The following is a 13,807-nucleotide window of genomic DNA, read 5'->3' as shown; positions in this document are numbered from 1 at the left end:
TTACAGGCCTGCGTAATGACCGGGCACCATCGAGTGGGGATATGCCATCCCTGCCCTGTCCTTTTATTGACACAAATAGGGTCCGGCAATGCGGCGGCGACCCTGATGCCAACCGGACGCCTCCGGCTGATCCATATCGGTCCGTCCGCCTGCCATCGCACGAGCCACCCTCGCGCCGGCTCCGGGTTCACGGCGCGGCGGCCGTAAGCAGTCCTCTTGCGGCGGTGCCGCGCGCTGGTATCAAATCCATCGCGATGAAGCGATACAATCCCTCTCCCACGCCGTCGAACGCTCCGCGATGATTCCTGTCAGCTTCGAGTTCTACCCGCCCAAGACCGAGGACCAGCGCGCGCAGCTGGACCGCACCGCGGCCAAACTGAAGAAATACGCGCCCGAGTACGTCTCGTGCACGTTCGGCGCCGGTGGCTCGACCCTGAGCTACACCGCCGAGACCGTGCGCCACCTCCAGCAGCACCATCGCTTCGACGCCGCCCCGCATCTGTCGTGCGTGGGCGGCAGCCGCGAGCAGATCCGCGCGCTGCTCGCGCGCTATCGGGCGATCGGCTGCAGGCGCATCGTGGCCCTGCGCGGCGACCTGCCCTCGGGCATGGGCCATGCGGGCGACCTGCGCCATGCCTCGGACCTGATCGCGCTCATCCGCGCCGAGCACGGCGATGCCTTCCGGCTGGAAGTCGGTGCGTATCCGGAAACCCATCCGCAGGCCAGCGACGCGCTGAGCGACCTGAAGCACTTCAAGGCCAAGGTCGATGCCGGCGCCGATGCCGCCATCACCCAGTACTTCTACAACGCCGATGCGTATTTCAGCTTCGTCGATGCGGTGCGCGCGATGGGCGTGCAGATCCCGATCATTCCCGGGATCATGCCGATCTCCAACTTCAGCCAGCTGCGCCGGTTTTCCGAGCAGTGCGGCGCACAGATCCCGCGCTGGATCGACAAGCGCATGGCCGCCCATGGCGACGACGCCGAGGCGATCCGCGAGTTCGGCGCCGACGTGGTGGCGCAGCTGTGCCAGCGTCTGGTCGAGGGCGGCGCGCCGGCGCTGCACTTCTACACCCTCAACCTGGCAAGGCCGAGCCAGCTGGTGCTCAAGCGTCTGGGGCTGGGCTGACGCCATCGCCGCCGCGGCGGCGGGCCGTGGCTCAGCCGCGCCGGGTTAGGCTGCCCGCTGCGATGCGCGTCCCTGTCCTGCCCTGCCTGCTGATGATTGCCGTGACCGCCGCGCTGGTGGCGCCGGCGTGGGTGCCTGCGGCCGCGGCCCAGGCCGTGCATCGCTGTACCGATAGCGCCGGGACCAGCGTGTTCACCGATCGTCGCTGCGAGGACGTGGGTGCGGCCAGCCGCGTGATCCGGCCACGGGTCAACGCCACCGGGCCAGCGGCTGCGCCGGTGTACCTGGACTGTCCGCGCAGGCTGAGCGAGCTGGTCCAGCGGATCACCGCGGCGATCGACGCCGGCGATGCCAACCGGCTCGCCTCGCTGTACCGGTGGAACGGGATTTCCGACGCCTCGGCCAATCGCCTGATGGACCGGATGGAAGCCATCGTGCGCCGGCCGCTGCTGGACATCGCCCCGATCTTTCCCGAAGTGTCGCCAGCGCCGGTCGTCGATGCCGACGGCACCGTGGTCGATGCCAATGCCGATGGCTTCTATCCGCAGCCGACGCCGCCGCGCAAGCAGCGCCCGGTCGGCCTGCGCCTGCAGCAGACCCTGGCCAACACCGGCACGCCGTCCAGCACGGTGCTGGGCATCGGCCGCAGCGATGGCTGCTTCTGGATCACGCTGTAGCCGAGTCGGCCGGGCGGAACCGCAACGTCGCCACCACCCCGCGCTGCGCGCCGGGACGCACGCTGACCTGCCAGCCGTAGAGCTCGCACAGGCGGCTGACGATGGACAGGCCGATGCCACCGCCCTGCGAGTGCCCGGCGTGGGTGCCGCGATAGCCGCGGTGAAACAGCTTGCCCGCGTCTTCCTCGCTCAGGCCGGGACCCGAGTCGATCACTTCCACCGCATCATCCAGCACGCGCACCACCACCGTACCTTCGTGGGTGTACTTGACCGCGTTGCCGATCAGGTTGCCCAGGGCCACCGACAAGGCGGCTTCCGGCGCATCGATGACCAGGTCCTGGTTGCCCTGCTGGATCAGTTCCAGCTGCTTGCCGCCGATCTGCGCGCGGTGCGCATCCAGCAGCTGGTCGGCGACCCGGGCCACGTTGCTGCTGCCCTGTCCGCGCTCGTTGCGCGAGAGCAGCAGCAGCGAGCCGATCAGGTCGGTGCAGGCCGCTTCGGCACGCTGGATGCGCAGCAGGCGCGCCTGGATCTTCGGCTCCAGGTTGGGCCGGCCCAGCAGCAGTTCGGTGGCACCGCGGATCACCGCCAGCGGCGTGCGCAACTCATGGCTGACATCGGCATTGAACTCGCGGTCGCGCTGGACCACTTCGGTCAGGCGTTGGGAATAGTCGTCCAGCGCACGCGCCAACTCGCCCACCTCGTCCTCGGGGAACAGCGGCCCCAGCTGGGTCGGATTGCTGCTGCCGCGGTAGGCGCGCAGGCGCGTGGCCAGCTCGGACACCGGGCTCATCACCCGCGAGGCCGACCACCAGCCAATGATCAGCGAGAGCAGGGTGAACAGCCCCACCGTGGCCCACAAGGTGCGCCTGAACTGGACTTCGCCCAGGGCGACCTGGCCCATGTCGTAGGTCAGGAAAAACCACGCGTTGGGCGTCTTGCGCACGCCCACCCGATACGAAAACGGCTTGCCGTCGGCATCAGTGCCCGACAGGGTGTGGATGCCGTCGTCCAGGTGCTCCCAGTCCGGAAAATCACGGCGCAGGCTGTCGAGCTTGTCCGGGCGGTACAGGAAACCCTTCATCTGCTGGACCGGGGCCCCGGCCTCGGTGCCGCCGCTGCTGACGAACCGCCGCCAGGTTTCTTCCAGGTTGCGGTTCATCACGTCTTCGACCAGCTGGTTCTCCACCCGCTGGCGGGCCAGGATCGAGGCGTAGGCGAACAGCACCGTCAGGCAGAAGCCCAGCAGCACGAACGACCAGACGATGCGGGTGCGAAGGCGCCGGCGGAACTTGCGCGCACGCGCCGCACCGGGCCGTGCGGCGCTGCCGGTCTCAGGCTTCGGGTGCGGCGATGCGGTAACCGATGCCATGGCGAGTCTGGATGTACGGGGTGTCGAAAGGCTTGTCCACCACCGCACGCAGGCCGTGGATGTGCACGCGCAGCGAATCGGAGTCGGGCAGTTCCTCGCCCCAGACGCGGGTTTCCAGTTCCTGGCGGGTGACCACGGCCGGGGAGGCTTCCATCAGCGACTGCAGGATCTTCAGCGCGGTCGGGTTGAGCTGCAGCAGCTTGCCGCCGCGGCGCACCTCCAGCGTGTCCAGGTTGTATTCCAGCTCGCCCACCTCCAGCACCCGGGTCTGCACGCCCTTGCCGCGGCGCGAGAGTGCGTTCAGGCGCACCTCCACTTCCTGCAGGGCGAACGGCTTGATCAGATAGTCGTCGGCGCCGGAGTCGAACCCGGCCAGCTTGTTGTCCAGGCTGTCGCGCGCGGTGAGCATCAGTACCGGGGTCTGCTTGCGCGCCTCGTTGCGCAGCTTGCGGCAGACTTCCAGGCCATCCATGCCCGGCAGGTTGAGATCCAGCACGATCGCGTCGAAATCGTGGACCACGGCCAGATGCAGGCCGGTCACGCCGTCGGCGGCAAAATCCACGGTGTGACCGCGGTCTTCCAGGTAGTCACCCAGGTTGGCGGCGATGTCGCTGTTGTCTTCGATGACGAGAATGCGCATGTCAGCAGGCCTCCTGGAGGCGGATGGCCAGCAGCCGGCAGGCGCGGCGCATCGGGGCAATGAGGGTCATGGGATACCTTGGGTTGTCTTCGCAAAGCGAGAAGCGGCGGGGCTTGCAGGGGCTGGCCGGCCGCATTCAGGTGGCCGATTCTGTCACACCGCCAGTGAGGCTCCCTGCACGGCGGTTCATGTCCGTCCCGGGGGTTCAGGGCGCGGCGCGACGGCCACTGTGCTTCCTATTGACCGCGCCGCAGGCCACCAGTTCCACGATCGCCCCGGCGATGTCCACGCCGGAGACCTGTTCGATGCCTTCCAGGCCGGGCGTGGAGTTCACTTCCAGCACCAGCGGGCCGCGCGCCGAGCCGATCAGGTCCACCCCGGCCACGGCCAGCCCCAGGGTGGCCGCCGCGCGCACCGCCACGGCGGCTTGCTCGGCGGTGGCGGTGGCCGCGGCGGCCTGGCCGCCGCGGTGCAGGTTGGAGCGGAAGTCGCCTTCCGGCGCCTGCCGGCGCATGGCCGCCACCACCCGCTCGCCGACCACGAAGCAGCGCAGGTCCGCGCCCTGGGCTTCTTCCACGAACTCCTGCACCACGAAACTGGCGTACAGCCCGCGCAGCGCCTCGACCACCGACTGCGAGGCCGACAGCTTCTCGGTCAGCATCACGCCCGCGCCCTGGCTGCCCTCGTTGAGCTTGATCACGTGCGGCGGTGCGCCCAGCAGCGCCAGCAGGTCGGCGGTGTCGTCGGGGTTGTCGCCGAACACCGTGGCCGGCAGGTCGATGCCATGGGCCGCCAGCAGCTGGTGCGCACGCAGCTTGTCACGCGCGCGCAGGATCGCATCGGAAGGATTGGGCGTGTGGCAGCCCATCAATTCGAACTGGCGCAGCACCGCGGTGCCATAGCGGGTCACCGACGCGCCGATGCGCGGGATCACCGCGTCGAAGCCGGACAACGTCCTGCCCTTGTAGCGCAGGTCGAAGCGCCCGGCGTCGATGCGCATGTAGCAGCGCAGCGGATCCAGCACCCGCACCACGTGCCCGCGCTGGCGCCCGGCCTCGACCAGCCGCCGGGTCGAATACAGCCGGGGGTTGCGCGAAAGGATCGCCAGTTTCATGCCGCCGCTTTTGCAGGAAGAACCACGGCGCCTAGCATGACACGCGCCGTTCACCGTTCCGCTGCAGGCCAGGGCGCCCGGATCGGCGCGCGGCGCGCGCTCCTTTTTCGCCTGACATCGGCGCGCACCGGCCACAGAAGCGGCTGCCGGACGCTTGTCTGCGTATTCGTTCTTGAATATATTGAATACGATAACGGCAACAGGAGCCAGCCATGTCCCGGACAACGACCACGACCATGACGGTTCGCCTCAGCGGACCGCTCAGCGATTTCGTCGCCGCCAACGTGGGCGAGCATGGCGACTACGAGAACGTCAGCGAATACATGCGCGACCTGATCCGCCGCGACAAGCAACGCAAGGAGCAGGAAGCCTTCGACCGGCTGAAGGCCGAGCTGGCCCATGCCTTTGCCGCCCCGGAGACCTCGTACCGTCCCCTGACTGCCGCCGACGTGATCGCGCGCAACCGAGGCTGACTGCGTGGCCAAGGTCCTGGTCCAGGAGGCGGCGTCCTGGCGGCTCGACCAGATCTACCGCTACACGCGCGATCGCTGGGGCACCGAACATGCCGACCGCTACATCACCGGCCTGTTCGAGGCCTTCGACGGCATCCAGACGCACCGGACATCGTCTAGGCCCATTCCCGCCGATTTCGGCATCGAAGGCTACTTCTACCGCTACGAACGGCACTTCGTCTACTGGCGCCGGCTCTCCAATGGCGACATCGGCATCGTGACCATCCTGCACGAGCGGATGCACCAGATCGACCGATTCCGGGACGATTTCGGTTCATGAGCCCGCCGCGTCGGGGCGAGGTGCGAGTCGGGGTCATCAGTCACCGCGGCGCCAGCCTGTTCCGGCTGGCCCTGCCCCCGTGGGCGGGTGATCTGGCCCTGCCGGCCGATGATCCTCTGCTGGTCCTGCGGTCCGGTGCAATGTCGCGGAGACTGGCGGTGATGATCGCGGCAGCGGGCGACCGCGAGATCCAGGGCAGTTCATCGGTGGCTCCCGCGTTGCCGCGACAAACGGTAGCTCAGTTGTGCACGGGTAAGCCCCAGGGCGCGGGCGGCCGCCGCCAGGTTTCCCCCATGGCGCTGCACGGCTTCGTGGAGTAGCGCTTCTTCGAGCTCCTCCAGACTCAGGTCGTGCCGCTTCATCTCCTCGTACATGGCGCCACTTGCGCTTGCCACAGGGCGCTTGATCTGGCCATTGGTGGACAAGGTCAAGGACGATGTCTCCGGAAGCGACGGAAAGAGCTGTGGCACGTCAATAGGGCAGCCATGGCTCGCAAGGATGACCCCGCGTTCGATGAGGTTCTCCAGTTCACGTACATTGCCCGGCCACGGATGGTGGCGCATGGCGTCCAGCGCGCGGTCGGTGAAACCAGACACCCGTTTGTCATGCAGCGCCATGAAACGCTGCAGCAGGTGGTGCGCCAGCGGTTCGATGTCGTCCACCCGTTCACGCAAGGGCGGGATACGGATCGGATACACGTTCAAGCGATAGAAAAGATCGCGGCGGAAACGCCCCGCGGTCACCGCTGCTTCCAGATCGACGTTGGTTGCAGCGACAATGCGCACGTCGACCTTGCGCACCTGGGTGCCGCCGAGGCGTTCGACCTCTCCGCTCTGCAGCACGCGCAGCAGTTTGGCCTGCGCGGCCAACGGCATATCGCCCAACTCGTCAAGAAGCAACGTACCACCATCAGCGCGCTCGAAGCGGCCTGGACGGGCTGCCAGCGCGCCGGTGAACGCCCCTTTTTCGGCGCCGAAGAGCTCGCTCTCCAGCAACTCGCCCGGCAGTGCGGCGCAATTGATCGCAATAAAGGGCTTGTCTGCCCGCAGACTATTCGCATGCAGGGCCCGAGCGAACCGCTCCTTGCCCACCCCGGTCTCACCTGTCAGCAACACCGTCACCTGAGTGGCGGCGGCCTTGCGCAACAACTCGTCAGCCGCCCGGAAGGCGCTTGACTGGCCAATCAGGGACTCCGTGTCATCAGTGGTCTGCAGCTGTGTTCGCAACACCTCGACCTTGGAATGCAATTCGTCAATGCGCACCAGCATCGAGTCGGGGTCGTAGTCGCGAGCCAACACCTCGGCATCCGGCCACTCTTCGGCCAGGCGCCCCTCGATCAGGCAATGATCACCGCCGCAGGCCTGGCAGGCCAACTCCTTGTACAGCACAGGGCGGCCAAAGAAGCCGCTGGTGTAGCCCGATGCGTAGCCCAGCAGCATCCAGCACACCGGCTCGTCCTGGGGTCCAAAGTCGCGCACATGCGTTTCCACTTCCCATGAATGGTTCCACCGGTAGATCCCCAGATAGTGAGGTGCGTGGGCGTCGTATTCGAAGCGTTCCGGCGTGACCTGGACCGCGCCTTCGAGCATGTGCAACTGCGGCCCGACCGCAAAGGCAGCGAAGAGGCTGGACTCCGGCCGCATCTGGCGTGCCAGGTCCGCGTCCCGCTGGCCGGCGGCATAGCCGGCGCGCATCAACAGGCGGCGCGTTTGCTCGCGGCCGATCGTGCTCAGCAATTCGCGCCGCAGCGATGCCAGGGAAGCCGCATGCAACAGCAGCATGCGCTGCCCGGCCAGCCAGATACGCCCGTCGCCGGCCGAAAACTGGACCAGCCGGCGCAGGTCGGCATCGTTTGGCAGGGGTGGAACTTTGGAAATGCTCATTGTCAATTATCGATATTTTTCTGGTCAGTCGACTGAAGGATCCACTCTCGGGCACCCGCCAAGGTGGCGAAGAATCATGAAAGTTCCTCAAATCATAAATCATGGCCGAAAGAGGGTCGCTGAAATAAACATGCTGCACCGCGGCATTATCAGTAAATGCGAATCGACGTGTTCGAAGGGGCTGAAAAAAACATGAATTTCAAGACCTTTGGGGAATGGACACCCGGGAGAAATGGAAGATTATCAGTGCCTGCTCCATTTGGCATGAACATTGCGATTACAGCAACCACCTTTCCTGCAGCATTGCCCGACGGTCACCATGACAACGATTCCAGATGCACCTTCCGGATCCGGCGAAGCGCTCCTGCTGCGCAAGTTCGTTCGCGTGCTTGCGATTCGCGAAGACGGGCTGATCACATTCGAGCTCTCCATCGGCTGGCCCGAGCTGTTTGTCGAGTTGATGCTGCCCGCACAGGCGTTCGCCGAGTTCTGTGCTCGCGAACAGGTACAACGCCTGGATACCTGAAACCGTTACCAAGGGAGGACCCATGACAGTTGAACTGCACACCCGCCAAATCCAGCCGCTGCGCAATACCTATGCGCACGTCGCCAAGTACGTGGGCGATGGAAAGCCCGCCTCGCGCTACCAGGAGGCCACGCTCGACACCCAGCCGACCGACAATTTTCATTACCGTCCCACCTGGGACCCTGAGCACGAGCTCTTTGACAAGTCGCGGACGAAGGTCAAGCTGGCCGACTGGAATATGCTGCGCGACCCACGCCAGTACTACTACGGCACCTGGACCATGGCTCGGGCGCGCCAGCAGGACGCAATAGAGTCGAGCTATGACTTCGTGCAATCCCGCGACCTGGCCGCCAAGATGTCGGACACGGTGCGCAAGAAGGCCTGTGAGGTCCTGATGCCGCTGCGTCATGTGGCATGGGGCGGCAACATGAACAACAGCGCGATCGCTGCCTACGGTTACGGCACGCCGTTCACTGCACCTGCCATGTTCCATGCCATGGATCACCTGGGCGTGGCGCAGCTGATCACCCGGCTGGGTCTGGCGCTGGATGAGCCGGCGATTCTGGATGCCGGAAAAAACGACTGGCTCAATGCCGCCTGCTGGCAGCCGCTGCGCCGCTATGTCGAAGACACGCTGGTACTGCAGGATCCGTTTGAGTTGTTCATTGCGCAAAACCTGGCGCTTGACGGTCAGCTCTACCCGATGATTTACGGCAACTTCGTCGATGACTACATCGCCCTGCAGGGCGGCACCGCGGTGTCGATGCTGACCGCCTTCATGCCTGAGTGGCACACCGAGAGCGCGCGCTGGATTGACGCGGTGGTCAAGGTGGCTGCGGCTGAATCCGACGACAACCGCCAGCTGATCCTGGCCTGGCTCACCACCTGGGCCGAACGTGCCCATGCCGCCCTGGGCCCGGTGGCCGAGTTGGCGCTCGGTGGCACTGGCGTGGTCGCAATGCAGGAGGCGCGCGACGCGCTGGACCTGCGCTGCAAGAAAGCCGGACTCATCGCCTGAGCAACCAACGCTCTCATTCACTCACCGAGGCACCTGCATGTCCAACGTATTCATTGCCTTTCAGGACAACGAAGATTCGCGCCCCATCATCGAGGCGATAATGGCCGATAACGCCGCTGCGAAGGCCAGCTACCCCACCGGCCTGGTCAAGATCGACGCCCCCGGCAGCCTGGTGATCCGCCGCGAAACCATTGAAGAACTGATCGGGCGACCTTTCAATCTCCAGCAGATCCACGTCAATCTCGTCACCTTGTCGGGACACATCGACGAAGACGACGACCAGCTCTCGCTGAGCTGGAAGCATTGATGCAAACGACACAAGGAGCAAACATGGAAACCCCTGTTATCAAAAAGAAACTTGGCCTGAAAGAACGCTATGCCGCCATGACGCGCGGACTGCACTGGGACACCACCTATCAGCCCATGGACAAGGTTTTCCCTTACGATAAATACGAGGGCATCAAGATCCACGATTGGGACAAATGGGAGGACCCGTTCCGCCTGACGATGGACGCCTACTGGAAATACCAGGGCGAAAAGGAAAAAAAGCTCTATGCCGTGATCGAGGCGTTTGCACAAAACAATGGACAGCTCGGCGTGACCGACGCGCGTTATGTCAGTGCACTCAAGCTTTTCCTCACTGGCGTGACTCCGCTGGAGTACTACGCCTACCGTGGGTTTGCCCACGTCGGACGCCAGTTCACCGGTGCCGGCGCGCGCGTGGCCTGCCAGATGCAGTCGATCGACGAACTGCGCCATTACCAAACCGAAACCCACGCCCTGAGCCACTACAACAAGTACTTCAACGGCCTGCACAGCCCCAAGCACATGTTTGACCGTGTGTGGTACCTGTCAGTGCCGAAGTCGTTCTTTGAGGACGCCTACACCGGGGGCCCGTTTGAGTTCCTGACCGCGGTGAGCTTCTCGTTCGAGTACGTGCTGACCAACCTGTTGTTCGTGCCCTTCATGTCGGGTGCGGCCCACAACGGCGACATGTCGACCGTCACCTTCGGCTTCAGCGCCCAGAGCGATGAGTCGCGCCACATGACGCTCGGCATCGAGTGCATCAAGTTCATGCTCGAGCAGGACCCCGACAACGTGCCGATCGTGCAGGACTGGATCGACAAATGGTTCTGGCGCGGCTACCGCCTGCTGTCCATTGTGGCCATGATGCAAGACTACATGTTGCCCAAGCGCGTGATGAGCTGGCGCGAGAGCTGGGAAATGTATGTCGAGGAAAACGGCGAGGCGCTGTTCAAGGACTTGGCGCGCTACGGCATCCGCAAACCCAAGGGCTGGGTGCAGGCTTGCGAAGGCAAGGACCACATCAGCCACCAGACCTATGCCGTGTTCTACAACTACGGCGCTGCCGCTGCATTTCACACCTGGGTACCCGAGGAAGAGGAGATGGCCTGGCTGTCGGAGAAGTACCCCGAGACCTTCGACAAGTACTACCGGCCGCGCTGGAACTACTGGCGCGAGCAGGCCGAAAAAGGCAACCGCTTCTACCAGAAGACGCTGCCCATGCTCTGCCAGACCTGCCAGATTCCGATGATCTTCACCGAGCCTGGTGACGCCACCAAGATCGCCTACCGGGAGTCCGACTACCAGGGCGACAAGTACCACTTCTGCAGTGACCACTGCAAGGAAATCTTCGATAACGAGCCCGAAAAGTATGTGCAGGCCTGGCTGCCTGTGCAGCAGATCTACCAAGGCAACTGCTTCAAGCCCGATGTCGACCCGACTAGGGAGGGGTTTGATCCGCTGTTGGCCGTGTTCGACTACTACAACTTGAACGTCGGCCGCGACAACTTCGACTTCGAAGGCTCTGAAGACCAGAGAAACTTTGCCGCCTGGCGCGGTGATCCGGTGCAAGGAGCGAAGAAATGAGCGTCGTCGCCCTCAAACCCTATGCGTTCCCCGCCAAGGACGTGCAGGAAAACTTCCCCGCGCCTTTGCTGTTCATCGGCTGGGAAGACCACCTGATGTTTGGCACGCCGGTCGCGCTGCCCCTGCCGCCGGACACGCCGTTTGGGGCGCTCTGCACGGCGGTGCTGCCAGGCACCTATGGCTACCACCCGGACTTTGCCAGGATCGATTGGGCAAAAGTCGAATGGTTCAAGTCCGGCGAGCCCTGGAAGCCCGACCCCGCCAAGTCGCTGGCCGACAACGGTCTGAAGCACAAGGATGTGATCCGCTTTCGCACCCCCGGCCTGACCGGCATCAGCGGCTCCTGCAGTTGAGTATCGGGCGCGGCACCGCGCCCGCTTCACTGTCCGGGGCCGATAAAAAAATGAATCAACCATGAGTTATCAGCTGACCATTGAGCCGCTGGGTGCAACCATCGAGGTGGAAGAAGGCCAGACCTTGCTGGATGCTGCATTACGCCAGGGAATTTACATTCCGCATGCCTGCGGCCACGGCCTGTGCGGCACCTGCAAGGTGCAGGTGAGTGACGGTGAGGTGGATCATGGCCATGCCAACCCGTTCGCACTGATGGACTTCGAACGCGATGCCGGCAAGACGCTGGCCTGCTGCGCCACGCTAGCAAGCGATGCCACGATCGAGGCCGACATCGATGAGGAGCCCGACGCCGAAATCATCCCGGTGCGCGACTTCGACTGTGTGGTGTCGCGCATCGAGAACCTGACACCCACGATCAAGGGGATTTTCCTTAAGCTCGACAAACCGCTGCATTTTCAGGCTGGCCAGTACGTGCAGGTGGTGATCCCTGGCGTTCAAGGCGCCCGGGCCTTTTCGATCGCCAACTCGCCTGCCCAGGTGAAAGCCACCGGCGAAATCGAACTCAACGTGCGCATCGTCAACGATGGCGCTGGCACCACCTGGCTGCACCAGCAGTTGAAGGCCGGCGACCACCTGCTCATCTCCGGTCCATATGGGCGCTTCTTCGTACGCAAGTCAGCAACGTCTCCCGTGATTTTCATGGCCGGCGGTTCTGGTTTGTCAAGCCCGCGCTCGATGATTCTGGATCTGTTGGATGCCGGCAGTACGCCGCCCATCACGCTGATCTATGGCCAGCGCGCCGCCGAGGAGCTTTATTACGACGCCGAGTTTCGCGCACTGGCCGCGGAGCATCCCGATTTCACCTATGTGCCCGCGCTGTCCAACGAGGGTGAAGGCAGTACCTGGGCTGGCGCCCGTGGCTTCGTGCATGAGGTAGCCAAGACCCATTTCGCGGGGAACTTCTCCGGCAACAAAGCCTATCTGTGTGGCCCGCCAGCGATGATCGAGGCCTGCATCGCCACCTTGATGCAGGGGCGGCTGTATGAGCGTGATATCTACACCGAGAAATTTCTTTCGGCGGCCGATACCGGTCAGCAGCGCAGCCCGCTGTTCAAGCGGGTATGAGGAGCGCAAGCGAATGTTCCTCGACACCTTCCGAAAACGTCAGCGCGCATGTCGCGCCAACCGGCGAGACTTTCCGTGCGCCAGCCAACAGAGCGTTTTTCTCCTGTCACCACCATCGGGCTGGGGTTGGCAGGCCCATTTGCAAATGAATCAAGAGAAAGGATTTGCCGCCGTGGCGAAGCCTGATTTCTCAACCAGAAGGAGACCACAATGGGCATTATGCGGATCGGCCATGTCAGTCTGCGAGTGATGGAAATGGGGGCCGCTGTCAAGCACTATGAAAATGTGCTGGGCATGAAAAAAACCATGGAGGACAAGCAGGGCAACGTGTACCTCAAATGCTGGGACGAGTGGGACAGGTACTCGCTGATTCTCACGCCGTCGGATCAGGCGGGCCTGAACCATGTGGCCTACAAGGTCGAAAAAGACAGCGACCTCGACGAGCTGCAAAACAAGATCGAAGCCTACGGCATCCAGACCACGGCTCTGGCCGAGGGCACGCTGCCGTCCACAGGTCGCATGCTGCAGTTCAACCTGCCAAGTGGCCATGAGATGCGGCTGTATGCGATGAAGGAGTACGTCGGCACCGAGGTCGGCATCACCAACCCCGACCCCTGGCCCGACGCCCTCAAGGGCGCTGGCGCGCACTGGCTGGACCATTGCCTGCTGATGTGCGAGCTCAACCCCGAGACTGGCGTGAACAAGGTGGCCGAGAACACCAGGTTCGTGAGCGAGGTGCTTGACTTCTTTCTCACCGAACAGATCACGGTTGGGCCAGGCGGTGCCATTCAGGCCGCCGCCTGGCTGGCACGCACCACCACGCCGCACGACCTTGCGTTTGTCGGCGGGCCGCGCATGGGGCTGCATCACATCGCCTTTTTCCTTGACTCATGGCATGACATCCTGAAGTCCGCCGACGTGATGGCCAAGACCAGGACCCGCATCGACGTGTCACCCACGCGCCATGGCATCACCCGCGGCGAGACGATCTACTTCTTCGACCCGAGCGGCAACCGCAACGAAACCTTCGCTGGCTTGGGCTATCTGGCGCAGCGCGACCGCCCGGTCACGACGTGGGACGAGTCCCATATCGGCAGCGGGATTTTTTATCACACCGGCGAGATGGTGGATTCCTTCACCGAGGTCTACACCTGAGCAACGGCGGCCGGCCATGAACTCGTGCGAACACAGTGTGGTGCAAGCCGCCATCCCCTGGCAGGGGGTGCAGGGAGTTACCTGCCGAGCCTTGCCCCGCGCCCAGGAAAACGGGCTGGTGGCCAATGTAGG

General features: G+C 64.0%; 15 protein-coding genes. 11 read left to right on the top strand and 4 right to left on the bottom strand.

The genetic code is table 11. The features are described 5' to 3' along the window. Window positions 1-298: 298 nt before the first annotated feature. The gene (gene metF / locus DSC_RS03390; RefSeq protein ID WP_014159726.1) at window positions 299-1,129 is read left to right on the top strand and encodes a methylenetetrahydrofolate reductase [NAD(P)H]; all 831 of its coding nucleotides are present in this window, start codon (window positions 299-301) and stop codon (window positions 1,127-1,129) included. Window positions 1,130-1,191: 62 nt separating this feature from the next. Beyond that, window positions 1,192-1,806 carry a DUF4124 domain-containing protein gene (locus DSC_RS03385; RefSeq protein ID WP_014159725.1) on the top strand — a complete coding sequence of 205 codons (615 nt, stop codon included), beginning with the start codon at window positions 1,192-1,194 and terminating at the stop codon, window positions 1,804-1,806. Here the strand turns inward: DSC_RS03385 and DSC_RS03380 are convergent. The 3 genes from DSC_RS03380 to rimK all read right to left on the bottom strand — a co-directional run bounded on the left by DSC_RS03380 (window position 1,796) and on the right by rimK (window position 4,932). Beyond that, window positions 1,796-3,178 carry a sensor histidine kinase gene (locus tag DSC_RS03380; protein ID WP_014159724.1) on the bottom strand — a complete coding sequence of 461 codons (1,383 nt, stop codon included), beginning with the start codon at window positions 3,176-3,178 and terminating at the stop codon, window positions 1,796-1,798. The two genes, DSC_RS03385 and DSC_RS03380, sit on opposite strands and share 11 nt — an antisense overlap. After that, window positions 3,141-3,818 (bottom strand): response regulator transcription factor, encoded by a 678-nt coding sequence (locus DSC_RS03375; protein WP_014159723.1) that lies wholly within the window; start codon window positions 3,816-3,818, stop codon window positions 3,141-3,143. The genes DSC_RS03380 and DSC_RS03375 overlap by 38 nt, the downstream gene beginning before the upstream one ends. Window positions 3,819-4,023: 205 nt before the next feature. After that, window positions 4,024-4,932 carry a 30S ribosomal protein S6--L-glutamate ligase gene (rimK, locus tag DSC_RS03370; protein ID WP_014159722.1) on the bottom strand — a complete coding sequence of 303 codons (909 nt, stop codon included), beginning with the start codon at window positions 4,930-4,932 and terminating at the stop codon, window positions 4,024-4,026. Between the two features lie 212 nt (window positions 4,933-5,144). On the opposite strand from rimK, the gene DSC_RS03365 reads away from it, so the two are divergent. Together DSC_RS03365 and DSC_RS03360 are read left to right on the top strand one after the other, a co-directional pair. After that, a complete protein-coding gene (locus tag DSC_RS03365) occupies window positions 5,145-5,405 on the top strand; it encodes a ribbon-helix-helix domain-containing protein (protein ID WP_043290372.1) in 261 nt (86 codons plus the stop codon). 4 nt (window positions 5,406-5,409) lie between these two features. After that, a complete protein-coding gene (locus DSC_RS03360; protein ID WP_014159720.1) occupies window positions 5,410-5,724 on the top strand; it encodes a type II toxin-antitoxin system RelE/ParE family toxin in 315 nt (104 codons plus the stop codon). A 200-nt stretch (window positions 5,725-5,924) separates the two neighbouring features. Here DSC_RS03360 and DSC_RS03355 read toward each other — a convergent pair whose 3' ends face one another. Next, the gene (locus DSC_RS03355) at window positions 5,925-7,607 is read right to left on the bottom strand and encodes a sigma-54-dependent Fis family transcriptional regulator (RefSeq protein ID WP_014159719.1); all 1,683 of its coding nucleotides are present in this window, start codon (window positions 7,605-7,607) and stop codon (window positions 5,925-5,927) included. A 319-nt stretch (window positions 7,608-7,926) separates the two neighbouring features. On the opposite strand from DSC_RS03355, the gene DSC_RS03350 reads away from it, so the two are divergent. The 7 genes from DSC_RS03350 (at window position 7,927) to DSC_RS03320 (ending at window position 13,675) form a co-directional block, all read left to right on the top strand. Further along, on the top strand, window positions 7,927-8,133 hold the full coding sequence (locus DSC_RS03350; protein WP_014159718.1) for a phenol hydroxylase subunit: 207 nt from the start codon (window positions 7,927-7,929) through the stop codon (window positions 8,131-8,133). A 22-nt stretch (window positions 8,134-8,155) separates the two neighbouring features. Beyond that, a complete protein-coding gene (locus tag DSC_RS03345) occupies window positions 8,156-9,151 on the top strand; it encodes an aromatic/alkene monooxygenase hydroxylase subunit beta (protein WP_014159717.1) in 996 nt (331 codons plus the stop codon). 37 nt (window positions 9,152-9,188) lie between these two features. After that, complete coding sequence (locus DSC_RS03340; RefSeq protein ID WP_014159716.1) at window positions 9,189-9,458, top strand: MmoB/DmpM family protein; 270 nt, start codon at window positions 9,189-9,191, stop codon at window positions 9,456-9,458. A gap of 23 nt (window positions 9,459-9,481) precedes the next feature. Further along, window positions 9,482-11,041, top strand: coding sequence for an aromatic/alkene/methane monooxygenase hydroxylase/oxygenase subunit alpha (locus DSC_RS03335; RefSeq protein WP_014159715.1), 1,560 nt, complete (start codon window positions 9,482-9,484; stop codon window positions 11,039-11,041). Beyond that, window positions 11,038-11,394: a phenol hydroxylase subunit P4 gene (locus DSC_RS03330; RefSeq protein ID WP_014159714.1), complete on the top strand. Its 357-nt coding sequence runs from the start codon at window positions 11,038-11,040 to the stop codon at window positions 11,392-11,394. The genes DSC_RS03335 and DSC_RS03330 overlap by 4 nt, the downstream gene beginning before the upstream one ends. 61 nt (window positions 11,395-11,455) lie before the next feature. Next, window positions 11,456-12,520, top strand: a complete 1,065-nt coding sequence (locus DSC_RS03325; protein WP_014159713.1) for an NADH:ubiquinone reductase (Na(+)-transporting) subunit F — start codon at window positions 11,456-11,458, stop codon at window positions 12,518-12,520. Window positions 12,521-12,730: 210 nt separating this feature from the next. After that, complete coding sequence (locus DSC_RS03320; protein ID WP_014159712.1) at window positions 12,731-13,675, top strand: catechol 2,3-dioxygenase; 945 nt, start codon at window positions 12,731-12,733, stop codon at window positions 13,673-13,675. Window positions 13,676-13,807: the final 132 nt, after the last annotated feature.

The organism is Pseudoxanthomonas spadix BD-a59 (genome assembly GCF_000233915.3).
Taxonomy (GTDB): Bacteria; Pseudomonadota; Gammaproteobacteria; order Xanthomonadales; family Xanthomonadaceae; genus Pseudoxanthomonas_A; species Pseudoxanthomonas_A spadix.
Note: the sequence above shows the minus strand (reverse complement) of the source record. Positions and strands in the feature narration are given on the sequence as shown.

Coding starts and splice junctions, on each gene's coding strand:
- metF (WP_014159726.1), top strand. CDS start 299: ATGATTCCTGTCAGCTTCGAGTTCTACCCGCCCAAGACCGAGGACCAG.
- DSC_RS03385 (WP_014159725.1), top strand. CDS start 1,192: ATGCGCGTCCCTGTCCTGCCCTGCCTGCTGATGATTGCCGTGACCGCC.
- DSC_RS03380 (WP_014159724.1), bottom strand. CDS start 3,178: ATGGCATCGGTTACCGCATCGCCGCACCCGAAGCCTGAGACCGGCAGC.
- DSC_RS03375 (WP_014159723.1), bottom strand. CDS start 3,818: ATGCGCATTCTCGTCATCGAAGACAACAGCGACATCGCCGCCAACCTG.
- rimK (WP_014159722.1), bottom strand. CDS start 4,932: ATGAAACTGGCGATCCTTTCGCGCAACCCCCGGCTGTATTCGACCCGG.
- DSC_RS03365 (WP_043290372.1), top strand. CDS start 5,145: ATGTCCCGGACAACGACCACGACCATGACGGTTCGCCTCAGCGGACCG.
- DSC_RS03355 (WP_014159719.1), bottom strand. CDS start 7,607: ATGAGCATTTCCAAAGTTCCACCCCTGCCAAACGATGCCGACCTGCGC.
- DSC_RS03350 (WP_014159718.1), top strand. CDS start 7,927: ATGACAACGATTCCAGATGCACCTTCCGGATCCGGCGAAGCGCTCCTG.
- DSC_RS03345 (WP_014159717.1), top strand. CDS start 8,156: ATGACAGTTGAACTGCACACCCGCCAAATCCAGCCGCTGCGCAATACC.
- DSC_RS03340 (WP_014159716.1), top strand. CDS start 9,189: ATGTCCAACGTATTCATTGCCTTTCAGGACAACGAAGATTCGCGCCCC.
- DSC_RS03335 (WP_014159715.1), top strand. CDS start 9,482: ATGGAAACCCCTGTTATCAAAAAGAAACTTGGCCTGAAAGAACGCTAT.
- DSC_RS03330 (WP_014159714.1), top strand. CDS start 11,038: ATGAGCGTCGTCGCCCTCAAACCCTATGCGTTCCCCGCCAAGGACGTG.
- DSC_RS03325 (WP_014159713.1), top strand. CDS start 11,456: ATGAGTTATCAGCTGACCATTGAGCCGCTGGGTGCAACCATCGAGGTG.
- DSC_RS03320 (WP_014159712.1), top strand. CDS start 12,731: ATGGGCATTATGCGGATCGGCCATGTCAGTCTGCGAGTGATGGAAATG.